The organism is Pseudomonas sp. A0308 (assembly GCF_044218815.1).
Classification (GTDB): Bacteria; Pseudomonadota; Gammaproteobacteria; order Pseudomonadales; family Pseudomonadaceae; genus Aquipseudomonas; species Aquipseudomonas iridis.
The window spans coordinates 166,774-190,357 of sequence record NZ_CP162581.1; the positions used below are offsets into that span (position 1 = coordinate 166,774).

At 53.8% G+C, this 23,584-nt stretch carries 21 protein-coding genes; 13 read left to right on the forward strand and 8 right to left on the reverse strand.

Features of this window, described 5'->3' with window-relative positions:
- Positions 1-195: 195 nt before the first annotated feature.
- Complete coding sequence (xerC, locus tag AB4P92_RS00725) at positions 196-1,041, forward strand: tyrosine recombinase XerC (protein WP_234451832.1); 846 nt, start codon at positions 196-198, stop codon at positions 1,039-1,041.
- Here the strand turns inward: xerC and AB4P92_RS00730 are convergent, their stop codons facing one another.
- From AB4P92_RS00730 to AB4P92_RS00750, 5 genes are all read right to left on the reverse strand, one after another.
- Positions 1,042-1,593, reverse strand: coding sequence for a membrane integrity-associated transporter subunit PqiC (locus AB4P92_RS00730; RefSeq protein ID WP_261735851.1), 552 nt, complete (start codon positions 1,591-1,593; stop codon positions 1,042-1,044).
- Positions 1,594-1,609: 16 nt separating this feature from the next.
- Positions 1,610-3,265: an intermembrane transport protein PqiB gene (locus tag AB4P92_RS00735; RefSeq protein WP_042559223.1), complete on the reverse strand. Its 1,656-nt coding sequence runs from the start codon at positions 3,263-3,265 to the stop codon at positions 1,610-1,612.
- A gap of 195 nt (positions 3,266-3,460) precedes the next feature.
- Entirely contained in the window at positions 3,461-4,762 is a 1,302-nt protein-coding gene (locus AB4P92_RS00740; RefSeq protein ID WP_395598687.1) for an NAD(P)/FAD-dependent oxidoreductase, read from the reverse strand.
- Positions 4,759-5,847 (reverse strand): polyamine ABC transporter substrate-binding protein, encoded by a 1,089-nt coding sequence (locus AB4P92_RS00745; RefSeq protein ID WP_395598688.1) that lies wholly within the window; start codon positions 5,845-5,847, stop codon positions 4,759-4,761. The genes AB4P92_RS00740 and AB4P92_RS00745 overlap by 4 nt, the downstream gene beginning before the upstream one ends.
- A gap of 140 nt (positions 5,848-5,987) precedes the next feature.
- The gene (locus AB4P92_RS00750) at positions 5,988-7,346 is read right to left on the reverse strand and encodes a glutamine synthetase family protein (protein WP_115148083.1); all 1,359 of its coding nucleotides are present in this window, start codon (positions 7,344-7,346) and stop codon (positions 5,988-5,990) included.
- A gap of 161 nt (positions 7,347-7,507) precedes the next feature.
- Between AB4P92_RS00750 and AB4P92_RS00755 the strand changes: the two genes are divergently transcribed.
- The 8 genes from AB4P92_RS00755 to AB4P92_RS00790 all read left to right on the forward strand — a co-directional run bounded on the left by AB4P92_RS00755 (position 7,508) and on the right by AB4P92_RS00790 (position 17,139).
- Positions 7,508-8,416 (forward strand): helix-turn-helix domain-containing protein, encoded by a 909-nt coding sequence (locus AB4P92_RS00755; protein WP_395598689.1) that lies wholly within the window; start codon positions 7,508-7,510, stop codon positions 8,414-8,416.
- A gap of 83 nt (positions 8,417-8,499) precedes the next feature.
- The gene (locus tag AB4P92_RS00760; RefSeq protein WP_042559152.1) at positions 8,500-9,009 is read left to right on the forward strand and encodes a sigma-70 family RNA polymerase sigma factor; all 510 of its coding nucleotides are present in this window, start codon (positions 8,500-8,502) and stop codon (positions 9,007-9,009) included.
- Complete coding sequence (locus AB4P92_RS00765) at positions 9,009-9,956, forward strand: FecR domain-containing protein (protein WP_395598690.1); 948 nt, start codon at positions 9,009-9,011, stop codon at positions 9,954-9,956. The genes AB4P92_RS00760 and AB4P92_RS00765 overlap by 1 nt, the downstream gene beginning before the upstream one ends.
- A gap of 67 nt (positions 9,957-10,023) precedes the next feature.
- Complete coding sequence (locus tag AB4P92_RS00770; protein ID WP_395598691.1) at positions 10,024-12,426, forward strand: TonB-dependent siderophore receptor; 2,403 nt, start codon at positions 10,024-10,026, stop codon at positions 12,424-12,426.
- 142 nt (positions 12,427-12,568) lie between these two features.
- A complete protein-coding gene (locus AB4P92_RS00775) occupies positions 12,569-13,084 on the forward strand; it encodes a cupin domain-containing protein (RefSeq protein WP_261735859.1) in 516 nt (171 codons plus the stop codon).
- 396 nt (positions 13,085-13,480) lie between these two features.
- The gene (locus tag AB4P92_RS00780; protein WP_200645924.1) at positions 13,481-14,158 is read left to right on the forward strand and encodes a hypothetical protein; all 678 of its coding nucleotides are present in this window, start codon (positions 13,481-13,483) and stop codon (positions 14,156-14,158) included.
- The gene (locus tag AB4P92_RS00785) at positions 14,155-16,149 is read left to right on the forward strand and encodes a hypothetical protein (RefSeq protein WP_301483945.1); all 1,995 of its coding nucleotides are present in this window, start codon (positions 14,155-14,157) and stop codon (positions 16,147-16,149) included. Before AB4P92_RS00780 ends, AB4P92_RS00785 begins: the two co-directional genes overlap by 4 nt.
- A 15-nt stretch (positions 16,150-16,164) precedes the next feature.
- Positions 16,165-17,139 carry an ATP-binding protein gene (locus AB4P92_RS00790; RefSeq protein ID WP_200645922.1) on the forward strand — a complete coding sequence of 325 codons (975 nt, stop codon included), beginning with the start codon at positions 16,165-16,167 and terminating at the stop codon, positions 17,137-17,139.
- 1,586 nt (positions 17,140-18,725) lie between these two features.
- Here the strand turns inward: AB4P92_RS00790 and AB4P92_RS00795 are convergent.
- A complete protein-coding gene (locus tag AB4P92_RS00795; protein ID WP_200645921.1) occupies positions 18,726-19,202 on the reverse strand; it encodes a helix-turn-helix domain-containing protein in 477 nt (158 codons plus the stop codon).
- Positions 19,203-19,544: 342 nt separating this feature from the next.
- Between AB4P92_RS00795 and AB4P92_RS00800 the strand changes: the two genes are divergently transcribed.
- Positions 19,545-19,994, forward strand: coding sequence for a hypothetical protein (locus AB4P92_RS00800; protein ID WP_200645920.1), 450 nt, complete (start codon positions 19,545-19,547; stop codon positions 19,992-19,994).
- Positions 19,995-20,015: 21 nt separating this feature from the next.
- Complete coding sequence (locus AB4P92_RS00805; protein WP_200645919.1) at positions 20,016-20,411, forward strand: DUF6957 family protein; 396 nt, start codon at positions 20,016-20,018, stop codon at positions 20,409-20,411.
- A gap of 38 nt (positions 20,412-20,449) precedes the next feature.
- Here the strand turns inward: AB4P92_RS00805 and AB4P92_RS00810 are convergent, their stop codons facing one another.
- Positions 20,450-20,635 carry a hypothetical protein gene (locus tag AB4P92_RS00810; RefSeq protein ID WP_200645918.1) on the reverse strand — a complete coding sequence of 62 codons (186 nt, stop codon included), beginning with the start codon at positions 20,633-20,635 and terminating at the stop codon, positions 20,450-20,452.
- Between the two features lie 199 nt (positions 20,636-20,834).
- Between AB4P92_RS00810 and AB4P92_RS00815 the strand changes: the two genes are divergently transcribed.
- On the forward strand, positions 20,835-21,230 hold the full coding sequence (locus AB4P92_RS00815) for a hypothetical protein (RefSeq protein WP_200645917.1): 396 nt from the start codon (positions 20,835-20,837) through the stop codon (positions 21,228-21,230).
- 1,106 nt (positions 21,231-22,336) lie between these two features.
- Entirely contained in the window at positions 22,337-22,831 is a 495-nt protein-coding gene (locus tag AB4P92_RS00820; RefSeq protein WP_395598692.1) for a pentapeptide repeat-containing protein, read from the forward strand.
- 238 nt (positions 22,832-23,069) lie between these two features.
- On the opposite strand, the gene AB4P92_RS00825 is transcribed toward AB4P92_RS00820, so the two are convergent.
- Positions 23,070-23,564 (reverse strand): hypothetical protein, encoded by a 495-nt coding sequence (locus tag AB4P92_RS00825; protein ID WP_200646076.1) that lies wholly within the window; start codon positions 23,562-23,564, stop codon positions 23,070-23,072.
- Positions 23,565-23,584: the final 20 nt, after the last annotated feature.

Sequence of the window (23,584 nt, forward strand, 5' to 3'; positions counted from 1 at the left end):
TGGCCGGCAGGTTGTGAGCCTTTTCCGGCAACCGGTCGCATTCAGGTTTTGCCGTTTTTTGTCATGTTGTAATGAACTGTTTTCCATTCAAGGCCGTTTCGTTTGATTGACTTGTCGAGTACCCCATCTTCCCCGTCCAACACTAATCCGCTAACGCTTTATCTGGCACGCCTGGCGCCTTCCAGCCAACTGACCATGCGCTACGTCTTGCAGGACGCCGCCGACCGTCTGGGTTTCGAGGACATGAATCTCGAAGACATTCCATGGCACGGCTTGCAACCTGAAGATGTCGTTGCACTGGTGGCGGCTTTGCGTGAGGACAACTACGCGCCCAATACGTCTTCGCTCTATGTAAATGCCGTGCGCGGGGTGATGAACGAAGCCTGGCGCATGAGCCTGATCACTCAGGATCACCTGTTGAAAATGCGTTCGGTCAAAGGCATCGCCGGCACGCGGTTATCGCAGGGGCGCAATCTCAAACGCACGCTGATTCACGAATTGATGGAAGTCTGCGCCGCCGACCCACGCCCGCAGGGTTTGCGTGACGCCGCAGTGATTGCGCTGCTGTACGGCACCGGCATGCGCAAATCCGAGTCGGTGGATCTGGATTTGAATCAGGTCGATTTCACTGAGCGCAGCCTGACCGTCATCGGCAAAGGCAACAAACAACTGATCAAGTACGCTCCGGCGTGGGCGTTCGCGAAGCTCGATGCGTGGCTGGAACTGCGTCGCTCACAGCTCAAGGAAGGTGAAAGCGATGACGGGTTTCTGTTCAATCGCATCCGTCGTGGCAGCCACATCACCCGCGAACGCATCACCAAACACGCGATCTATTACATCGCCCGTCAGCGCGGCACACAGGTCGGGGTGAAGATCATGCCCCACGATTTCCGGCGTTCGTTTATCACCCGGGTCATCGAAGAGCATGATCTGTCGATTGCGCAGAAGCTGGCGCATCACAGCAACATCCAGACCACCGCCAACTACGATGTGCGTGACGACAACGAGCGGCGGCGGGCAGTGGATCGCTTCGATCTCTGATCAGGAGGCGGGAGGGCAACCGCGCGACCCACTGGCGGCCTGAGTGATTTGCGCGGCAAGACGTTTGACGTTGTTTTGCTGCGCCGCCACCAGTTCGTCGATGCTTGGCCCGGACGGCGTTTGCAGGACGGAACGGCAGGTCAGCAGTGCGCTGTCAGCCGCGCCGAGTGGCCGCAAACGCCATTTGACGTCGATCAAACCGTACTGGCCGGGGATCGAATCGAAGCGCTGCACGTCGACGCGCACCGAGAGTTTCTGCTGGCCGCTGGCGCTGCTCAACTGGTCGACCAAGGCAGTGCGCAGTTCATCCGCGAGCGTCGCGCCCCACCATTCAGTCTCCAGTATCGCCAGGCCACTGTTGCCCTGCCGGATGACGATTTGCGCGCGATCGACCTGCGGCGGCACGGTGATGCCTTCTATGGCGATCTCCGATCCGCTTCGGCCAGAACCCGGTTGTGCCGGCACCAGCGTGTGAAAGCTGATCGGATCGCTGCGACAAGCAGCAAGCAGCATAAATGCAGCGAGCACGGTGATCTTCAACGGTAAAGCCATGGTTCAGCTCCTGTGCTCAATTGCGTGGCGGTCCTTTCAGGTCCATCGGCCCGGCGTTTTCGGGACGACCGCGAATCAACGATTCCGGATGACGACCCAGGTAGTCCGAGAACTCACGCAAGGAGCGCGACATGCGAGAGAGCTCGTCGAGGGTCTCATTGATTTTTTCCCGCTGCGGTGAGTCATCGGCCAGCGTGGAGTTGGCGGACTGCAGGGTTTTGCTGACGTCGGCGAGGGTGCTCTGTACGCCCGGCAAGGTTTTCGCATTGAACTGGCTCAGGCCTTTGCGCAACTCGACAAGATTGCCGTCAAGGTTACTGGCGATCCGTTCCACCGGCAGTTTGTTGATTTTGTCGACCATCGCTTCGAGTTTTTCCTGCAACTGTTCGAGGCTGCCTGGCACGGTCGGTATGACCACGGGACGAGCCGTTGGATCGAAGACGACTTTTTCGGCTTTAGGGAAGAAGTCCAGCGCCACGTACAGTTGGCCCGTCAGCAGGTTGCCGCTGCGGGCCTGTGCGCGCAGGCCATTGTCGATAAAGGTGCCCATCAGGCGTATACCGGCGGCTTCGTCGTTGGGGTCATGATTGAACGCCGTGAGCATTTTTTTGTATGCCTGGCCGAGGCGCTGCGGGTAAATGACGATGCCGACGTTCAGCGGGAAGCTGCGTTTTTTCGCGTCGAAATCCAGATTGATTGCCACCACCCGGCCTATTTCCATGCCGAGGAACTCCACCGGTGCGCCAACCTTGAGGCCGCGCAGGGACTGGTCGAAGCGCAAGCTCAGGTATTGCGCCTTGCCGTTGGGTGGGGCAAGGGCGGTCAACTGATCCTCGAACAGCTCGAAGTCTTTGTCATCAGCCGCTGCTACATCGTTGGGACTGTAATCCGGCGCACGGAAGGCGATGCCGCCGACCAGCATCGACGACAACGACTCGGTCTTGACCTGAAAACCATTGGCGCCAACGCTGACGTCTATGCCGCTGGCGTTCCAGAACCGGGTGTTTTCGGTGACGAAGGCATCGTTTGGCGAATGAACGAAGATTTCGATGTCGACGCCTTTGCCGTCCTGGGCGAGGGTGTAGGCGACCACTTGGCCAACCGGGATCTTGCGGTAGTAAACCGGCGAACCGATGTCCAGCGAGCCGAGATCCTGAGTGTGCAACATGAAGCGCTTGCCCGGTTCGCCGTAGGTGATCGGCGGCGGGTTCTCCAGACCCTTGAACTGCTTGGCGCGGTTATTGGCTTGGCCGATGTCGGCGCCGATATAGTCGCCGGAGAGCAGGGTGTCGATACCGGACACGCCGCCAGCGCCAATGCGTGGGCGTACCACCCAGTACTGCGAGTCTTCGCGGGTAAAGCTTTCGGCCTGCTTGGCCAGTTTGATGGTGGCGTTGACGCTTTTCTGGTCATCGCTCAATTCGACATCGGTGACCCGGCCGATGACCACGTTGCGGTATTTGACTTCGGTCTTGTTCGCCACCAGACCGCTGCCGGTCTTGAAGTTGACGGTGATGGTCGGCCCTTCCTGCATCAGGTTGTGCACCACCAACGAAATGCCCACCAGCACAGCGATAATCGGCACGACCCATACCAGCGACAGGCTGAAGCGTCGGGTTTTTATGGGCGCCTGGCCCGGTGCTGGCGGCTCGTTGGTGGCTGACGACTTCATCCGTGTCCTCCTCTGATAATTGGGCACTGAGCGTCAGGAACGCAAAAGCACTTCATCAATATAGAAGTGCTTGGCGATAGAGCAAATTACTGACGATGTTGCCGGTGATCGTTCCCACGCTCCTGCGTGGGAACGATCAAATCAAGCAAGATCAAAAGATCGCAGCCTTCGGCAGCTCCTACATGGGATCGTGTGTTAGCCGAGCATCTCGCGCAGGCGATACCAGAACATGCCCAGTGCCAGCAACGGCGAACGCAGGGCCGGGCCGCCGGGGAAGGTCATGTGCGGCACACCGCTGAACACGTCCATGCCCTGACTGTGGCCGGCATCAATCGCCTCGCCGAGCAGTTTTGCGCACCAGTGAGTCACGTTCAGACCATGGCCGGAGTAACCCTGGGCGTAGAACACGTTCGGGTGCTGTTGTAGGCGCCCGACCTGAGGGAAACGGTTGGCGGTGATGCCGATCTTGCCGCCCCACTGATAATCAATGCGCACGTCGGCCAGTTGCGGGAAGACCTTGAGCATCTTCGGGCGCATGTAGGCGGCGATGTCTGCTGGATCTCGCCCGGAGTAATGGCAGGCACCGCCGAACAACAAGCGCCGGTCCGCCGAGAGCCGGTAGTAATCGAGTCCGACCTTCTGATCACACAAGGCCAGATTGTGCGGGATCAGTTGCGCGGCGCGTGCTTCGGACAACGGCTCGGTGGCAATAATGTAGCTACCGGCGGGCAACACTTTGCCGCTCAGTTGAGGTTCGAGCTCATCCAGGTGCGCGTTGCAACCGAGCACCAGGCTGCCGGCACGCACGGTGCCAGTGGCGCAACGCACCTGAGCCGTCGAGCCATGGATGATTTCCAGTACCGGGCTCTGCTCGAATATTTTCACGCCAAGCGACGTCGCCAGTCGCGCTTCACCTTGCACCAGATCCAGTGGGTGCAAGTGGCCCGAGCCCATGTCGATCAGACCGCCCGCGTAGCCCTCGGCATTCACCACTTGCTGGCGAATCTGCTCGGGCCCGACCAGATGGGTTTCATGGGCGTAGCCGAGTTCGGCGAGGCTGACTTGTTCTTCCTTGAACGCGGCGAATTGCGCCGGCGTATTCGCCAGCTCACAGAAGCCCCAACGCATATCGCATTCGATGTCATTGTCTGTAATGCGCTGGCGCACCAGGTCCACCGAATCGATCCCGGCGCGCTGCAAATAGCGCACGCCTTCATGACCCACGTACTTGGCGAAACCTTCGACCTCGTGGCCAATCCCGCGGATCAATTGGCCGCCATTGCGGCCGCTGGCGCCCCAGCCAATCCGCCGCGCCTCGATCAACACCACCGACAGCCCGCGCTGAGCCAGCTCGATGGCGGTGTTGACCCCGGTGAACCCGCCGCCGATCACGCAGACATCGACGCTCAGATCGCCGTCCAGGACAGGGTAGGGAGTGGTCGCCCGAGCCGAGGCTGCGTAGTAGGAGCGGGCGTGTTCTTGGGTGTACTGATTCATTTGTTCGACTTCACTTTGCTCCAGGAACGGGTCATCAGACGCATGATTGCCTGGGGCGGGGTAGAGGAGATGTAGAGCTTGTCGAGCACCGCTTGAGACGGATAAACCTCAGGGTTGTTGACCAGCTCCTGATCCATGTACTGCTTGGCGGCCGGGTTCGGGTTGGCATAACCGACCGAACCGCTGACCTTGGCGATCACTTGCGGATCGAGCAGGTAATTAATGAACGCGTGGGCTTCTTTGGTATTGCCGGCGTCGGCCGGAATCGCCAAAAGGTCGAACCACAGGTTGGCGCCTTCTTTCGGGATCGCGTAGGCGATGTTCACGCCGTTCTTGGCTTCCTTGGCGCGATTGGCCGCCTGGAACACGTCGCCGGAATAACCGAAGGCCACGCAGATGTCGCCGTTGGCCAGGTCCGACACGTACTTGGACGAGTGGAAGTAGGTGATGTACGGGCGAATGCTCAGCAGTTTGGCTTCGGCTTTCTTATAGTCTTCCGGGTTCTCACTGCGCGGGTCCAGGCCCATATAGTTGAGGATGGCCGGGAAGACTTCGTCGGCAGAGTCCATCATCGACACGCCGCACTGGCTGAGTTTCTTCAGGTTCTCCGGTTCAAACAGCACGGCCCAGGAATCGATGTGATCGATGCCCAGCACTTGTTTTACCTTGTCGACGTTGTAGCCGATGCCGTTGGTGCCCCACAGGTACGGCACGGAATGCTCGTTGCCCGGGTCGTTTTTCTCCAGCAGTTCGAGCAGTTTCGGGTCGAGGTTTTTCCAGTTGGGCAGTTGCGTGCGGTCCAGTTTGAGGAACGCCCCGGCTTTTACCTGACGGGCGAGAAAGTGGTTGGACGGCACCACCACGTCATAGCCGGTGCGGCCGGCGAGGAGTTTGCCTTCAAGTGTTTCGTTGGAGTCGAAAACGTCGTAGATCACCTTGATCCCGGTTTGGCTCTGGAAGTCGGCGAGGGTGGTTTCACCGATGTAGTCGGTCCAGTTGTAGACGCTGACCTGTGGCTGGGCGTGGGCTACGGCGCTGAACAGAACGCTCAGGCTGAGCGGGATCAGGGATTTCAATAGACGCATATCGACACCTCTTCTTGGATTTGTTTGGTTCCCTGTGGGAGCGGGCTTGCCCGCGATGAGGGTGGTGGCTTCAGCAACATTGTTGGATGTGCCAAAGCCATCGCGGGCAAGCCCGCTCCCACAGGGTCAGGTGGTGTTACTTAAACGCTCATCATCAGGAACTCACGCTCCCACGAGCTGATCACGCGCTTGAAGTTTTCATGCTCGGCACGCTTCACCGCGACATAGCCACGGACGAACTTGCTGCCCAGGTACTCGGCGACGGTGGCGCACTCTTCCATTTGCGTCAGCGCTTCTTCGATGGTGATCGGCAGGCGCAGGTTGCGGCGCTCGTAAGCACGACCTTCGACGCCCGCGCTCGGCTCGATCTTCTCGACCATGCCGAGGTAACCGCAGAGCAGACTCGCGGCAATCGCCAGATACGGGTTGGCGTCGGCGCCCGGCAAGCGGTTTTCCACGCGCATCGCCTCAGGGCTGGACGTCGGCACACGCAAGCCGACGGTGCGGTTTTCTTCGCCCCATTCGACGTTCACCGGCGCCGAGGTGTCCGGGAGGAAGCGGCGGAACGAGTTCACGTTGGGCGCAAACATCGGCAGGACTTTCGGGATGTACTTCTGCAAACCGCCGATGTAGTGCAGGAACAGCTCGCTCATCTGCCCGTCAGCGGTGGCGAAGACGGGTTTGCCGGTGGCGATGTCCACCACGCTCTGGTGAATGTGCATGGCGCTGCCCGGCTCGTCGCCAACCGGCTTGGCCATGAACGTCGCCGCGACGTTGTGCTTGAGCGCTGCCTCACGCATGGTGCGTTTGAATACGGTGATCTGGTCGGCCAGATCCAGCGCGTCGCCATGACGGAAGTTGATTTCCATCTGCGCCGGGCCGTCTTCGTGGATCAGTGTGTCGAGGTCCAGACCTTGCAGTTCGCACCAGTCGTAGACGTCTTCGAACAGCGGATCGAATTCGTTGGCGGCATCGATGGAGAATGACTGACGACCACTTTCAGCACGGCCCGAGCGGCCCAGTGGTGCCTTGAGCGGCAGGTCCGGGTCTTCGCAGCGCTGAGTCAGGTAGAACTCCATTTCCGGCGCGACGATCGGCTTCCAGCCTTTATCGGTGTACAGCTGCAAGACTTTCTTCAACACATTGCGTGGCGACAGTTCGATCGGGTTGCCGAACTTGTCGAAGGTGTCGTGGATGACAATGGCGGTCGGCTCGATCGCCCATGGAATCACATAGACCGCATCCGCCACAGGCTTGCAGACCATGTCGATGTCGGCCGGGTCGAGCAGGTCGTAGTAGATGTCGTCGTCGACAAAGTCCCCGGTTACCGTTTGCAGCAGCACACTTTCCGGCAGGCGCATGCCTCGCTCATGCAGGAACTTGTTGGTCGGTGCGATTTTGCCGCGGGCAATGCCGGTCAGGTCGCTGACCACACATTCAACTTCGGTAATCTTGTGATCTTTCAGCCAAGTGAACAGCTGATCGAAAGGGGCATTCATAAAGACCTCGTTATTGGTTTTATTGACGCCGGGGAGGGCGGGTTTCATCTTCCGCCCCTTCCCCTGTAGCGCGTTGACGACTATCTTGGGCGAGCCTTGCAGTTCCATCTATCCACTTTAAACACACCAAAGCGCACCAAAAGAGTGCGCAAGGTCACCCCATGACAACGTGCAATTCGCTCCAGGTTCAAGCGTTCAATACCGCCGATGTGGCCGAGCAAGTCCGCGCCACGCCGGGCTGGGTTCAGCATTACCAACAGATGTCGCCAGGCCATTTCGCCGGACAGATTCGCTATCTGGATCTGCAGGGTGTCGAAGTCTACGAAGAGCAGATGAACACCCGGGTCGAGCAAAATTTCAGCGCGCCATCGGGTGCTTTGGCGTTCTGTTTTGATCGCAGTGACAACGCGCTGTACCTGCTCAATGAAGAGAGTCGCAACATCTGGATCACCCCGGAGAACTACCAGGAAATTGCCGTGGTGTTCGGCCCCGAATTCGTCCGCCAGCACGGTCTGGATGTGGCCAAACTTGAAGGCCTGTTCATGGCGCCGCTCAATGGCGGGCAGAACGCCTTGTTCAGTCGCTGGTTAAGCTCGACTCTCACGAAGTTGACGCAACCCATTGATCTAGTTGAAAAAGAGGCGTTGACTCAACAGTTGCTTGAGGACTGTCTGTTCATCCTCGATAACGCGCGGGTGCATCTGGATCGCGGCGGTTTGCAGCGCCGGACCGAGGAGCGAATGATCATAAAGCGCATCGGTGAATGGGCGGCGGATTCACCCGAAGAGACGCTGAATCTGCTGGAGCTTTCGCACGTGGCGGGTGTTCCGCTGCGGCAGTTGCAGCAAGCCTTCAAGCACTTCACCGGGATGACGCCAAGCCATTGGTTGCGACTGCGCCGGTTGAACAGTGCGCACCGCGAGTTGCTCAAGCGCAGGCCGACGGAAACCACGGTTGCCGAGGTCGCGATGCATTGGTCGTTTTGGCACTTGGGGCGGTTTTCCAGCAGCTACCGGGCGTTGTTCAAAGAGCTCCCGAGCGAGACCCTCAAGCGCTCACACATGGCCTGACCCGTAAAAAGACCTTTGTCTCATCCGCGAAGTTAATTAGAATCAGTCTCATTTGAATCTAACTTCGCGCAGGGTCTCTTGAGATGATTGAAGCAGCGGCGCCCTCGGAGCAGAACCTGCACGACCTGTATCGGGATCACCGCGGCTGGCTGGAAACCTGGCTGCGTCGACGCATGGGCAACGCCTGGGATGCGGCAGATCTGAGTCAGGACACCTTCATGCGCGTGCTGTCCAGTGCGCAACCCCTGGCCGATATTCAGGAACCGCGAGCCTATCTGCTGACCGTGGGCAAACGCCTGTTAAGCAATTTCTACACCCGCCGCCAACTCGAAAAAGCCTATCTACAAGCACTGGCGCAATTGCCGGAGGAGAGCGTGCCTTCGCCAGAGCAGCGCTGGCTGCTGCTGGAAACCCTGCAAGCGCTGGACGAGTTGCTCGATGGTTTGCCGCGGCCGGTGCGCCGGGCATTTTTGTGGAGTCAGCTCGAAGGGCTGGGTTATCGCGAGATTGCCGAGCGCTTGCAGGTTTCTGAGCGCACGGTCAAACGCTACATGGCGCAGGCATACGAGCATTGTTTGCTGGTGGATTTGTGATGCGTGTTGCCCCCAGCGACGAAGCGCGTGAAGTGGCCCGCGCTGCTGCGCAATGGCTGGCGTTGCTGGAGTCGGGCGAGGCCACGGATGATGATCACACGCGCCTGCAACACTGGCGCAGCAGCGATCACCGCCATGAAAACGCCTGGCAGAAGATTCAGCTGTTGCGCCGACGCTTTAGCGGCCTGCCTTCGGCATTGGCCATGGCCACCCTGGATCGCCCGGATCCGGCACGTCGTGCAGCGCTGAAACGCGCGCTCGGTCTGGCGGCGCTGGTGCCGGCGGCGTGGCTGATCAGTCGGCAATTGCCGCTGGACGCCTGGCGGGCCGATCTGCACACCGGCACCGGTGAGCACAGTCAATTACAGTTGGCGGATGGCAGTTCGTTGCAGTTGAACACGGACAGTGCGGTCAACATCGATCTGGTTGCCCGTCAATTGACGCTGGTGCGCGGCGAGATGGCGCTCAAGGTTCCCGGCGACTCAGCCTTGATGATCAACGCACCTTACGGGCGGATCAGCGTCAGTCGCAGCGAAGTCTGCCTGCGCCTCAGCGAAGGTGAATGCCGCGTTTCGGTGGTCAGTGGTGCGGTGCAGTTGCAGCCGCTGCAAGGGCCGGCGCTGATGTTGAGTCAGGGCCAGCAGGTCAGTCTGCAAGCGTCCGGTGCCGGGCGTGTCGCAGCGTTCGATGCCTTGATGCCGGGCTGGCGTGAAGGTGTGTTGATGGCGCAGAACCAACCACTGGGGGATTTCCTGCGGGAGTTGAGCCGTTATCGTTCCGGGCTGTTGCGCTGGGATCCGGCACTGGAGTCCTTGCGCATCACCGGCAGTTTCCGCCTCGACAACACTGATCAAGTCCTTTCATTACTGGCGGCGAGTCTGCCAATCGACGTCCATACGCGCACCCGTTTCTGGGTTTCTCTCGTCCCGCGAAAAAACGTTGGCTAAAGGCTGTCCCTTTTTTTCGCCTCGCTGGTCATTTCAGGCAAGTGAACAAAATCGAGAGCTTTTTCCAATGCCCGCAGTATTCCCAAGTCGTTTGCGTCCGTTGTTGCAATTGAGTCTGCTGCTGAGCCTGAGTGCCAGCCCCTTGTTGATGTCGACCAGTTGGGCCGATGGCGCAGAGCGCCGCAGCTATCAGGTACCGGCCGGTAATCTGAGCACGGCGTTGACGCGCTTTGCCGGTTTGGCCGGGGTCAATCTGTCGGTAGACCCGGCACTGGTCAGCGGGCGTAACAGCGCAGGGCTGTCCGGCGAATACGGGGTGGAGGAGGGCTTCACGCGCTTGTTGCTGGGCAGTGGTTTGCAGTTGCAGCCAGTGGGCGGCAATGCCTACATCCTGGTTCCGGCGGCGGACGGCAGCAGTCTGGAACTGGCGCCGACCTCGATTCTTGGCGCCACCGGCTCGTCGGATGCCGACGTGTTTGCCGGCGGCCAGGTCGCACGGCGTGGTTCGCAAGGGCTGTTGGGGTCCAAGGACTTCATGGAAACTCCGTTCAGCATGACCACTTACACCAGCGAAGCGGTCAAGAACCAGCAGGCCCGGACCCTGGGAGATCTGATCGCCAGTGATCCTTCGGTGCGCGCGACCAACCCGGCAGGGGGGCGTTACGAGCAATTCACCATCCGCGGCTTCAGTCTGTTCAACAGTGACGTTGCCTATAACGGGCTCTACGGCGTATTGCCAACGTACACGATCGACATGGAAATGGCCGACCGCGTCGACATCATCAAAGGCCCGAGCCAACTGATTAACGGCATTTCGCCTCGGGGCAGTGTTGGCGGCGGGATCAACGTGGTGCCCAAGCATGCTACCGACAAGCCAATTACTTCGTTGACGACCAGTTACGCCTCCAACAATCAGCTTGGGGGGGCAGTGGACGTCGGTCGACGTTTCGGCGAGGACAACCAATTCGGCCTGCGTTTCAACGGCGTCAAACAGTCTGGCGACACTGAATGGGATCACCAGCGTATCGATCGCGATATGGCGGTACTTGGCCTGGACTTTCGTGGCGATCGTCTGCGCCTGTCGACCGACATCGGTCATACCGAGCGCGATACTGACGCCCCGCAAGAACGTGTTCAGGTGGCGGCCAACGCGAAGGTTCCAAACGCCAACGACGTGCGAAACAACTACGCGCAGCCCTGGAGCCAGGCGCGAACCAAGGACACCTTTGGCACGGTCAACGGTGAGTTCGATGTCAGCGATTCGGTGATGGTGTACGGCGGTGTCGGTGCACGCAAAAGCAACCATGACTTCCTGCGCCATGCCGTTTCCGTCACCAATGATGCTGGCGATTTCAGCGTGCTGCCACGGGATTTCACCCGCGACGAGAACGTCCGTACAGCCACGGCTGGCGTGCGTAACTGGTTCCATACCGGCCCGGTCAGCCATGAGGTCAACCTGGCCGCCAGCTATTTCTACATGGACTTCGAAAACGGCGGCGCCCGCTATGCGGCAGGACGCAGCAACCTTTACGACCCGGTGACAACTGCCAAGCCCGGCACACCGACGCGTCAAGATGCCAAGGTCTATACCGAAAACCGCTTCAGCGGCGTGGCGTTGTCCGACACGCTGGGTTTCTTTGATGATCGCCTGTTGCTGACCTTCGGCGCGCGCTGGCAGCGGGTCAAGGTCGACGACTGGAGCGACGATGTGAAGGGCGACACCGCTTACGACGAGGAAAAGATTTCGCCTTCGGGGGGCATTCTGTTCAAGGCGACCGACAAGTTGTCGCTGTACGCTAATTACATGGAAGGCTTGAGTCAGGGCAAGATCGCGCCTTCGACCTCGGTGAACGAGGATGAAATCTTCCCGCCGTTCATCAGCCGCCAGGTCGAGGTCGGCGCCAAATACGACGCCGGCGCTTACGCCTTGACCGCTGCGGTGTTCCGGATCAAACAGCCCGCCTACGAAACCAACGCCACGACGCGGGTATTCGGCCCGAACGGCAAACGGCAGAACAGTGGGGTGGAGCTGAGTATGTTCGGTGAGCCGCTGAAAGGTTTCCGACTGCTCGGCGGTGTGATGTATATCGACAGCGAATTGACCCACACCACCAACGGCACTTTCGATGGCAACCGCGCGCCGGCAACGCCGAAATACAACGTCAACCTGGGTGCCGAATGGGACGTGCCGACTGTGCAGGGGTTGACGCTGACCGGGCGCGGAATCTATTCCAGCTCGCAGTATCTGGATCAGTCCAACGAGAAGGAAATCGACTCCTGGGAGCGCTTCGACGTAGGCACGCGTTACGCGTTCAAAGTCGATGACAAAAACATTACCCTGCGTGCCAACATCGAGAACGTGATGGATAAACGCTATTGGAGTTCGGCGGGCGCTTCGGATGACAGCGAGCCGGGTTTGACGCTGTCGACGCCGCGGACTTATCTGTTGTCAGCGACAGTCGATTTTTGACGGTGAGGTGGGAAGGGCGGCGGTATCATCTTGTGGGCAACGTCGGTAAATGTCTTTTAATGTCGTCGATATGCCGTTAACTATACTAAATGGTCGTTTAGTAGAGCTAACAGTAATAAGCCATCAATCAAGAGGGAAGGCCATGATTCAGCGCGATATAAAAGTTGATGAGCTAATTACCGCGCTGGATTTAGAGCCCCACGTTGAAGGCGGCTATTTTCGCAGAACCTATCAAGCCGACCATCGCAAAATGCTCGATACCGCTGGCGGCCCACGATATCTGATGACGTCGATCTACTATTTGCTGACCGAACAATCACCCGTGGGCCAGTTTCATTTCAACCAATCCGACATCCTGCATTACTTTCATCTGGGCGACGCCATCGAGTACAGCCTTATCCTGGCTGACGGTTCACTGCAGACGCTGGTTATGGGCAGCGATATTCTGGCAGGACAACATCTGCAATTGCACGTACCGGGTGGCATTTGGAAAGCTTCACGCTTGCTTGAAGGTTTACACGGATTTGGTTTGATCAGCGAAGCCGTCTCACCAGGATTTGATTTCGGCGATATGGAGATGGGTAATCGCGAGAAACTCACGACGCAGTTTCCTCAGCATCGAACACTGATAGAAAAGATGACGCGGGAGGAAGATTGAGCATGCGGCATTTAAGGAGGTTACAGCACGTCGAAGTAACCGCGACCCTATCTCCGTGATTTAGAATTCTATAATAATCAATCGATTGCTCGTAATGGCAGGAGTGATCATGGTTGAATTATCCAGTTTTACTTCCAAAATTTGGAAGTAAAACTTTAGCTATCCAGGTCATAAAGAACTAAGTTTGAACCTAACGTGACAGGCGCTATGCGTCGATAATAAAGTAATGTGTCGACAGATGAAAAACTGGTCAAATGCATGCAAAATGGTCTTTTTGATATTGTAAAGGTATTTCAAATTTCTACATAGCTTCGAATCGTTCCAAAAAACACCCGTTGACCGCGCTAAAATATCGGAAGCAATTTTGTTCCTTGGTATCAGTGCGGAGAAAGTGCTATGCCGTCCTTGAAGAGCCATCGTCGTAAGCAAATTATGTCTTCAAGGAAGGGGAACAGACATGGCAGTCTGTGGCTGGTTTATAGCCCGAAATCGAACGAAGACCTCACCATCACCAGTGATAGAGAACTGCTGTATTGGATTTCCGAACTCGAGATTAATCATAATGTTCGTCGGTTCAAGTTTGACGCTGAAGTCGAAGTCTGTCTGGACGAGAGCGACCCTGATAAGTTTGAATCAGTCAGTTTCACACTTGTAGAGTGCGTAGATGGTACGACTGAATTGCATGTGATTGACGCACGCGAAAATCTTGATACGGATCTCAAAAGCCTATCGGTTCGATTCCGAAGTGAAAATCACGTTACACATAAAGCTAAGATCGTAAGAGTTCCACTTGCACGCTTGAAACTGTTTTCGCCGCAGCTGGGTTTTTGGCTCCGTATTCTCGCTTTCGCTTCACAGGTGAGGGAATACAAGCTTGATGTCGAAGCAGACTTGGTAAATTTGGCAGTATCTACGGATGGTGAGGGCACGATTAGTACGCTCCTGTCGACGATTCAGATTCAAGATCCAGCTCTTGCGGTAGGCGCTATATGTAGGTTGATTTTGTCTGGAGGGATTCTGGTTGAGGCAGGAGGGAATAGCTTCGGCCACAATACCTCATGGAGGTCATCATGAAATCGCGACGTTCCAGGGGCGAGATCATCGCGCTTATAAAAACCACAATGCCGTGGGAGCATGTTTCTGTAGAAATGTTGCCACCAGATGCAGTAGAAACATTCCGGCGCAGGAATGAGGCGCTTGATCTCTATATGAATGGAAGATCAATACCTGAGATAAAGCGGATCACCAAAATTGGTGGTAACTATCTCAGAAGAATAATTGAGCGGTGTCTTATGGTGGCGCCGGATGGACAGCCGTTTGGATACCGCGCGTTGCTGCCAAACTTTCCAATCAAGGCATACTCACGAACTAAATCATTAAATACACGGGCTAGGGGGGCCGGGCTCGCTGGAGCACTTGGCACTTTGTTTGAAATGTATAAAGATCTGAAGGATTTTTTGTACTCTAAAATTCTCAAGAGAAAGTCCGCTAAAACCGAGCCTGAGTCTATCAACGAATTCTCTATTAGGACGAAGGATGTTCATTATGAGTTTATCAAATTTCTTGAGCGGCATAATCATCCGCCCAGCGAGTGGCCTTTCAATGTGAAGTATCGTGGGCTACGAACTATTTCTGATTTTGTCAAAGAAACGCGCCTGCAGAATTTCAACAGAGCAGTACAAATTATTGGTAACAGCGCCGCTATTGCACACATACCTATTGGTAACGGCCAGTCACTTATCCGTTTATTGGGTCTAATGGATGGTATTGAAATTGATAGCCATACCTATGATGCAGATTTCGTGCTTTCAGTTCCAAACTCGGCGGGACTGAACAGTTTTTTTGAAATGAAGCGGCTACACGTACTCCTAGCAGTGGAAATATCTTCAACTGCAGTCCTTTGGTATCACGTTGTTTATGGCGATGACGCTACCGCTGAGGATCTTTTGGCTTTGATTCGTGAGATGTTAGGTTCGGAACGCCCTCTACCGTTGCAAGTGATTCCGGATATCAAGCTTAAAAACGGCGCGGGATTCCCAGCAGATTTATTTCCATGTCTGAAACAAGCATTGCCATCGGTTATTCGGTTCGATAACGCCCTTATTAATTTATCAAGTAAGGTTAGTAGCACGCTGAGAAAGCAATTAGGTTGCGCGCTGGACTATGGTCTCCCAGGTCACTTTGAAAGACGTCCCACTGTTGAGAATACATTCGGCCGTTTTACGGAGGACTTGTGTAAAAGATTTCCTAGTACTACTGGAGCTGGCCCAGATGACGGCAGAGCCAAGAATCCTGGTGAGGAAGCAAGGAAACATATGATGGAAAGCTCCGCGCTTGAGCAACTGACTTATTCTTATTTTGCCAATCATAATGCTGAACCATCAGAAGGGTTAGGTTTTTTATCACCTTTGCAGGCGTTAGAGCAAATGATCGCTGCACGGAATGAGCATTTTATTCCAAGGTATCCTCCTTTAAATATGCAGCAGTCAATCGGAACAGCCTCCATTAGGGAAACCAGAAGGGTATCGGCAGACCTAAAAAAAGGGTTGAGGCCACATATAAACTTAGATGGCGCAAGATATAGTTCAGAACGTCTTAAGCAAATGACCGCTCTTGTTGGCAAAACGATCATTGTCGAGATAAATGAATCAGATATGCGGGTCGTCCATGGCTACATCGAGACCGGGGAACCCATAGGGCAACTGACAGTTCAGGGTGCATGGAGCAAGCAGCCTCATACCAGGAAGACACGGAAAACAATAAATTCCCTGAAGCATAAAAAAGTCATTTCATATGTTGAAGGTGAGTGCATTGTAGACACTTATCACAAATACCTGCTGCTAAAACTACGTGGAGCGAAACAAGCTGGAAAGCAAAATCGAGGCACTGCATCCAAGCTAGATCGCCTACAGCACGAGATTTCGCAGTCACCTTCAGAGCTACCAAGCCGTGATGAAGCGACATCCACACTTATACCTCCCCATGACGACACCCCTCTTCCCCAAAGAGCCTGGATGGTGTCAGCCGCTGATCTTAATCTACTTGAATTAATTAAGAAGTTGTGAAGAAGGCGGTGGGTAATGGACAAATTTGATCCGATGAATATCACTCAGCAACTTGCACTTTTGCCGAAGCATCCATTGGTAACCAATGACTATAAGGTGCTGACCCCCAGTATGCCAATAGTGCTGGAGGCAATCATGGACGCAGTAATGTTGCATAAACGAAGCCTATTTTTCAAGGCGATGCCTCAAATGGGCAAAACTCAGACCTGCCTTTTCGCCGCAAAGGCGATAGAAGAGTTTCATGATTTCCAAGATCGGCTCGTAATCGTAGTGACAGCTGACCCTCGGGGGGAAGAAAGCATTCTAAAGAATATTGCTCGTTCCAGTATGTTAAAATTACCCAGTAGGCCAAACTTAAGCTGCGTACGGAGCTCAGTGTTGGCTTACATTGAAAGTCGTCTTAGATCCCTAAACGGTCGGCACATCGTTCTTTTTATTGATGAAATGCAAGCGTTGACTCTCGCTGACTTCGAAAATTTGCAATTTTTGCAGAATGAATTGGGCTTGCGGAATATCGGAGTCACAACGATAGGTTTTGGACAAACGCAGATTGAAGCCACCATTTCATTGCTTCGACAACAGGGGCGCCCTGAATTAATTGCCCGATTCCTGAACGAAGAATGTGATCTCCCTAGGTGTATGGATCATTATTGGATGGCTGGGGCATTATCAATGTTTGATGAGCATTTGACTTACCCAGTTGGGAGCGACTGCACATTCACTCGCTTTTTTTTGCCACAGGCATATGAGTCGGGATTCAGACTGACAGGATCTGCCAATGAAATTCACCAAATAATGAAAGAAGCTGCGAAAAAAGCGACGTTGGCGGTTTTACCAACAGTATATGTTCTTGAGGTTTTCAGACTTATTTTAATTCGGCTAAGGACGAAAGACTCCTCTAGGTTCGAGTTGAAGGATGACGCAATCTGGGATGCAGTCAAAGAGTCTCAACTTCATACTTATTCAACCTATCTGAAATCCGGGGAATAAGATGTCAATGTGTGATAAAAAAAATTTAATTTATCCCGGGCTGGCGATTCCATACTCCTCGTCCTGGCTCGTATGCATGACGATTTTGAAATGGAATTCGATACGGAATTTTCGAGAGCTTCGCGAGATTTTTGAGATCCATAGTGAATCTGAAACTATGGACATCTCTAATAATTGGTGTTCTAGTGATCAGTCGTTTCAATGGAAATTGGAAGCCAGTTTAGGGCTTCAACAGAATAAATTGAAGTCGTCTTTTTTTAATGCGTGGTTTCCATTTCCAAATAAAGCGGAGTGCTCTGGAAGTTATTCCAGGCCTCAAGTATTAATACGCCATTGTTCCGAATGTATAAAATTCGGCTATCATTCTGTAATATTTTATTTTGAGCACATCAGCCATTGCCCTTGGCACAATGAAGAGCTTGAATTTTGCCATGAGTGTACAACTGTTCTAGGTAATAATTGGCCAATAAAAAAGGGGATTTACGGCTCTGCTGGTCGTTGTGCGCATCTGGACTTTATTCTGGATGTTTCGGCGCCAAATATGCCTTCGACCGAGCACATCGACGAGGTTGAAGCTTGGTGTTCTACATTTATGGATTGGGTTCATTGTAGCTCAAAGCTAATCGGGAACACTGCGTATGAAATAATAGCTTCGAAATCCTCTGCTAGATTTCAGGATAAACAAGCGGCAATCGATTTTTTGGTCGAGCGGTTTGGCTTCCCGGGAGTTAATTGTCGGCTGTCAAAACGGATGACAATCATGAAGCTGCCGCGATCCAAACTTGCTTGGGAGATTCCATATCATAATATATTGCAGAGCCCGAGAATGAGGACAATAAGACGGCAGCAACCGCAAATTGACGAGAAGTCGGAAATATCGATACTCAAATCTATTCGTCGATACATTTTTCACACCTATCTTCGCTCCCACCGGAGGTGCTTGGCAGGCCTGAAATCTTTGAGTAAAGACGATTGGTGCCGGCTCAATGCAGAAACAATTTGCCCTTGTGTTATGGCTTATCTGATCCTATTTTCAAACCTCAGCTTCACGTCGCCATACGAATTATTACACTCGCGCAGAACATTTTCCTTCATCAAACGTCCATGCTGGGGTGCCGTTTTAAAGTGCGAAACAGAACTCTTGGCATTTCACTATTTGCAGAAATACTTTATGATTTGGAATGCGCTTAGAAATACTCACAAGGTGGCTTATAAGTTTTTAGCTTTCAGTAACAGATATGAGGCGTCGTTGTTTCCCATAAAATTCCCTGGGTATTTTGATAGTAGTCTTCTGTGTGGGCGTGGCGCTTATTGGGACTGCTATTGCTTCTTTGAAAATCCTGAGGTTAGTTTGGAAGCAAGTCATCCTTACTGTGCTGCTCGGCGAACTCAATCGTTGTGCCTAGCGCTAGATGAGTCTTTTATTGATAATTTCCTCAACAATGAAAATGTTCAGTGCGTGATACATAGCCCGTCTTTAATTAGCGAGTTTGGCTCTAGGTGGTGAATCTAAGTTTTTGGCGCTGGATTCAATTTAGTTGAAGTTTTTGTAGGTATAGGAGCAACTAATTTTGAAATTTACTACACTATTCGGATTGCCGCTGCCAGATTCGGCTAACCGTCGCTCTTGATATACCTTGCTCCTCTGCGGTTGCCTTCTGAGTCATACCTCGAGCACGACAAGCAAGAATGGCCTCAACTTTTTTTGGAGGTGTTCTTCTACCTGCTTCCACGGGGCGCAGGGCGCCATCTCGAAATTCTCCAGACCATTTTTCGCTAACACCAAGTCTCGTCAGTTGTTCGCCTTGTTCGCGAAGCTGATGAAGAAGATCCTCATGAGAGATACCACGGTTAAGGCTCGCGGCGACCGTAAGAAGGGTCAGCGGATCAATTTTCAACACCGACGCCAGCAGCTCGAGCGTATCGAGCGTGACGCCGCTTCTTGCATTCTCGAGGTTGAATACGTGCTTGGGGTCGACCACTCCCTGAAAGTCATCCTTACTGAGCCCGCGCGAAATCCTCAGGAGCCGAATGACCGCGGCTAATGACTCTCTCAGTGGCATGTCGATTCCTCAAAGCTGAGGATAGAGCCACATTGATTAATTTCAATCCATGGAATATATTCCCTGCAAATGCAATTCGAGCATTTGACCTTCATGCCATGCCTGCACTGCGCACCGAAAGGTCGCTCTGCCAATTTCTCAAAAATGTTTAGGGTGGGGTAGGCGGCCCTTACCGTGCGGGCAGTCACAACGGCTTGAATTTTGATTGTCCGTTTTCCGGCCGTTGTCCCTAGCAGCAGCCTCTCGTTGGATGAGGCGGCTGTAATGCTTACCGCCTGAAGCTGCAGACCATTCACTACAAACCCAGTGCATCGCCTTCGCGATGGATGCAACGAGAAACCGATGTTTAGAACAGACGATAATGATTTGGCAGGTGTCCCAGGAGTGTTCGGTGAGGGCCTTGCACACTGGCATGCCGTTTCCAGGATGCTCAGGAAGCATTGGTTCCACCTCACCGTAAAAATGATCGTGAAGGGCAGGGCGCATGAGTTTGAGCTGATGGTCAATGACGAGCCCAAGCTTCAGCAAGTGCTCCAGTCACAAGACGATGAGGTCTTCGTCAAAGAGATTCAAATTGTCACACCGGCCAACATGAATGGTGGCGACGCTTGGCGAATGGAGAAGGTCGAGAGTGTGGCCCTAGGAGACGATTCAGATGGGGACGCCGTCTGTGTCGTGACGGTTGAGGGTGGATCGATTTATCACGACTCGTATCGCTCCAGCCTGGATGTGAAGACGTTGACCAACGTGCGCACTCTTTACAATCGCAACGCTGGGCGAGGCGTGCACTGACTCGTCAGAGGTGCAGGGGGAATGGCTATCGCGGACGATAACGAGCTGTTGAATGATGACCATACTTCTATAGACGGCTTATCGCTGAGCCTGGATGAGGCTCGTGAGCTTGTGTCTGAGCGCTTTCCGAGGAAAGCTTATTGCGTGGTTGAGCATTGGACTTTTTTTCAGGCAGACGTATCCGCTGATGATCTGGCAAAGATTCACGCCGCTGGGCATCTTCCATTGGTGGTCTTTGCCCATCGAGTAATAGAAGATAGCCGTGGTCGCTTTCAGCAAGGTGATTGGGTGCGGTCGAGTATGTGCACATCGTTCGACGGTAGCATCCTGGCTGAGACGAAGAACACCGTGTATGTGTTGGTCGGCCCCGGTCGACGCCAAACGGCGAGTCTGAAAACGATTTTCTCTTTTTTCTGATCGCGTATAACAGTGGTCAGTCCATCTGGTAAGGACACTTAATGCCCGGTTCCATCGATGTAGATTTTCACAGCAAACAGCATTCTGACTTTGAGCTCCAGTGCATAGCCGGAGCCGTTTCCCAAGGCTTCGCTGAACCGGTTACTGCATACCTCACTGAAGCCTTCATTAAGTCCCGGACATGTGTTGGAGTGGTATTCGGACATCAAGGCGATGACGCTCATGGAAGGTTTGAAGACGGCCGCATTATTCGAACGGGCGTCGTGGTAATGGCGCAGAAGGAGGGGGGTTATTGGGTCTTGTCAGATGAGGCGGGCGGCAGGTTCGTGCTCGTCACATTTCGCCGAGATGGTGGGAGTGAGAGTCTGCTGAATTATCTAAAGACGGCTGAACCGCAACCAGAGCTACCTTGCTGAGCTGAACATGAACGATATTCCCTCGAACGGCCAGGCTCTTCCTGAAATCGAGATTGAAGAGTTCAGAGCGCGTTATCCGCAGCTTTTCTCGGATCCTAGAGTGGATGAGATCTACTGCGATCCAGGTTGGCGCGATCTTCTTTTGTCCCTTTGCGACACCTTACAGTCGCATCTAACACGGCATCCTGATGTCATGCCGGTGACTGTCGCCCAGATCAAATCGAAATTTGGCGAGCTTCATTTCTTTTATGACGGTGGTGATGCGTATTGTCGAGGAGCTGTTGATTTGGCTGCGGGGCTTTCTCTGAAAACTTGTGAGAGGTGCGGTGCTCCTGGCAGCCTTGTCGGAGCGCAGTGGGTTAGCACGCTGTGTTCGACCCACGACGGTAGCAGTGCCGAATAAAGCCTTAGGATCTCACTGATTCGACTGGGGTGGCGTGCCGCTTTCGCGGACGGCTGTCGTAAACCGAGCCACTCCGCGTCTCGGCCCTGCCGGGCTTCCATCCTCACGTCTTTGGCCATAGGCCTGCGCGCTCCGCTTACGTGGGGGCGCTGCGCGGTGCTAACGATTTTTAGATTTGAAATTGAGGCGAATTAGAATTTCCTTCACCTGGAAGAGTAGATGCTTTCAGCCCTTCGGCGTTGAACATCAGGCAGAACAATTTATTCACTCGATCATCACGCTTTGGTAGTAGCCAGGCCACATTGAGCGAAGCGTTACCTTGCATAAGCTCTTCGACAGCATTTTCTTGTTGTTGGAAATTCTGACGATTTTTCGACCCGCAATCATATTACCCACCACTGCCTCAGATGGCAGTACCCATATCCAACTCGTCATCCTTTTCCCCTCATCAAAACTTCCAAGTCGAATCACAGCCTACCAAACCAAAAGCATCGGAGTGCAGCGGTCTTTCTGCAAAAATCAGTTTTTTGATGCCTCTAACCGCGACTCGATGGATGAACTAAGCACAGTATTGGATCGATCTGCTGGGCTAGTGTCTGCGACTTGACTTTTATAGAGAAAATTTTCAGTATTGCCACTGCGCCAATGACGGTGGCGTTCAGCCCTAGCTAGATAAAGCCTCTGCACCGTTGCTTCAACTTCTTCATCCCAGCCATCTCGAATGGTCAACGGAATACTAGGGTTCAACGTTGGCCGTGAGAGGTTTGGCCATGAGTCGTTTTGTTACCCCTTCCCTCAGTGCTTTCAAGTCGGATGCAGCTGTCCTGCTTCGCGATTTCCGTGACGGTTGTCCTGATGCCACCAATAGGCTCGCTCGGTATTCGCCTCGTCCCAAGACAGAAATCAAGCTCGCGACATGCCTGCGAACCATCGCCAGAGAATACGAGACCACATACTAGGAAATCACAGCTGAAGAGCAGCTGATTTCTAGGTACGCGCAGCATTCCTATGCGCAGGGGTACTGGAGGCAGCCCTACAGCGGCGAGTTTCGTCGCGCTCGATTCCTGCTTCAGTTTGATGCGCTTATTGAGTGCCTACGAGATCAGGTGCCCCTTGCCGTCGCCGCCAACAAACGAAATGTAGATTTCAGTGGCTTTCACTTCAGTAGCTTGCTTTTCAGCAGGATCAGTCAAGTGCTCGCTCGTAAAAAACTCCCTGACTTTAGCAATCTCCAAGCACCAGGAAGCCTCGTGCACTGGCACTGGGTATTGGATGTGAAGAGTTTTAAGAACTCAAATTTGAGTGACGCAAAATTCTATTCGACGAGCGTCGATCCATTGGTTCTACCGGGAGGCAATTGTTGGATGGCAGACTTCGAAAGCGCCGACTTAACTGGGGCGGATTTCCGCGGATCCTACCTTAGAGGTGCGAGTTTTTGTAGCGCGAAATTGGAAGGCGTGGATTTTCGTAATGCCAATATTTTCGAATGCAATTTCACCCGTGCTCAAGGGGCATTTGTGAGTGGTAACGTTCCGGATGATGATTGGGACGTAGGGCCAAAGGGGCTCATTGAACCAGACGCCGAATTCACGTCGCGGTGATGTATTTGGAAAGTTTATCACCTCGCTTTGTAGCCCAATCCTAGTCGCTCACATTGCTCAACTGTCTATCGAGCTAGGCGGGCGCCAGCCCCATTTACGGGGCTGGAATCTAATTGTTAGCGTTTATCTGGAGGTGCTTTTCGGTTGATAGCCGGTTCTTCAGATCTTCGCTGATATTCAGTAGTGGGAGGCGGAGGAGGTGGAGTCTTGTTCTCGTTGTTCTGCAGGTTCTTGTCTGTCATGAGGTCAGCTCTCTGATGGTTGTGAGAATCGCAAGTAGCATGAAAAACCCGGCGCCCCAGACAAGTTCGCTGTAAGCCAAATCAAGAGGCTTAGATTTCGCGTCGATGGCAACTTGGAGTTTTCCGATGGTGTCAATGTAGCATTTGTAAATGTGGAGCTTTTGCTGTTCAGCGTCTACGGCAAGCAAATACTCTGCAGTCTTACGACTCGATGGTAGGCTCGGACAATCGCAAATGCGTAATGCGCTGAAAGCATGCCCCCAAGAGCAAGCCACGCAGATGGCGGTAGCAGCAAATGAAATGAAGATCAGTGCAGCGAAAGGGGATGTCACCTGGAAAAGTATTCCGTTTTTCAAACCTGCCAACGCGCTCAAGGCCGCAATCACAATCGATACCGCAGTCAGAAATTTTGCACATTTGTTTTCGAAGTGATCAAAGCGACCCTGTTCCTCTTTGAAACGATCTTTCAGGTAGCTGATTGTCTCGTCCATATCAGTACGTATCCGTTTAA

Coding starts and splice junctions, on each gene's coding strand:
- xerC (WP_234451832.1), top strand. CDS start 196: ATGCGCTACGTCTTGCAGGACGCCGCCGACCGTCTGGGTTTCGAGGAC.
- AB4P92_RS00730 (WP_261735851.1), bottom strand. CDS start 1,593: ATGGCTTTACCGTTGAAGATCACCGTGCTCGCTGCATTTATGCTGCTT.
- AB4P92_RS00735 (WP_042559223.1), bottom strand. CDS start 3,265: ATGAAGTCGTCAGCCACCAACGAGCCGCCAGCACCGGGCCAGGCGCCC.
- AB4P92_RS00740 (WP_395598687.1), bottom strand. CDS start 4,762: ATGAATCAGTACACCCAAGAACACGCCCGCTCCTACTACGCAGCCTCG.
- AB4P92_RS00745 (WP_395598688.1), bottom strand. CDS start 5,847: ATGCGTCTATTGAAATCCCTGATCCCGCTCAGCCTGAGCGTTCTGTTC.
- AB4P92_RS00750 (WP_115148083.1), bottom strand. CDS start 7,346: ATGAATGCCCCTTTCGATCAGCTGTTCACTTGGCTGAAAGATCACAAG.
- AB4P92_RS00755 (WP_395598689.1), top strand. CDS start 7,508: ATGACAACGTGCAATTCGCTCCAGGTTCAAGCGTTCAATACCGCCGAT.
- AB4P92_RS00760 (WP_042559152.1), top strand. CDS start 8,500: ATGATTGAAGCAGCGGCGCCCTCGGAGCAGAACCTGCACGACCTGTAT.
- AB4P92_RS00765 (WP_395598690.1), top strand. CDS start 9,009: ATGCGTGTTGCCCCCAGCGACGAAGCGCGTGAAGTGGCCCGCGCTGCT.
- AB4P92_RS00770 (WP_395598691.1), top strand. CDS start 10,024: ATGCCCGCAGTATTCCCAAGTCGTTTGCGTCCGTTGTTGCAATTGAGT.
- AB4P92_RS00775 (WP_261735859.1), top strand. CDS start 12,569: ATGATTCAGCGCGATATAAAAGTTGATGAGCTAATTACCGCGCTGGAT.
- AB4P92_RS00780 (WP_200645924.1), top strand. CDS start 13,481: ATGCCGTCCTTGAAGAGCCATCGTCGTAAGCAAATTATGTCTTCAAGG.
- AB4P92_RS00785 (WP_301483945.1), top strand. CDS start 14,155: ATGAAATCGCGACGTTCCAGGGGCGAGATCATCGCGCTTATAAAAACC.
- AB4P92_RS00790 (WP_200645922.1), top strand. CDS start 16,165: ATGGACAAATTTGATCCGATGAATATCACTCAGCAACTTGCACTTTTG.
- AB4P92_RS00795 (WP_200645921.1), bottom strand. CDS start 19,202: ATGCCACTGAGAGAGTCATTAGCCGCGGTCATTCGGCTCCTGAGGATT.
- AB4P92_RS00800 (WP_200645920.1), top strand. CDS start 19,545: ATGTTTAGAACAGACGATAATGATTTGGCAGGTGTCCCAGGAGTGTTC.
- AB4P92_RS00805 (WP_200645919.1), top strand. CDS start 20,016: ATGGCTATCGCGGACGATAACGAGCTGTTGAATGATGACCATACTTCT.
- AB4P92_RS00810 (WP_200645918.1), bottom strand. CDS start 20,635: ATGAGCGTCATCGCCTTGATGTCCGAATACCACTCCAACACATGTCCG.
- AB4P92_RS00815 (WP_200645917.1), top strand. CDS start 20,835: ATGAACGATATTCCCTCGAACGGCCAGGCTCTTCCTGAAATCGAGATT.
- AB4P92_RS00825 (WP_200646076.1), bottom strand. CDS start 23,564: ATGGACGAGACAATCAGCTACCTGAAAGATCGTTTCAAAGAGGAACAG.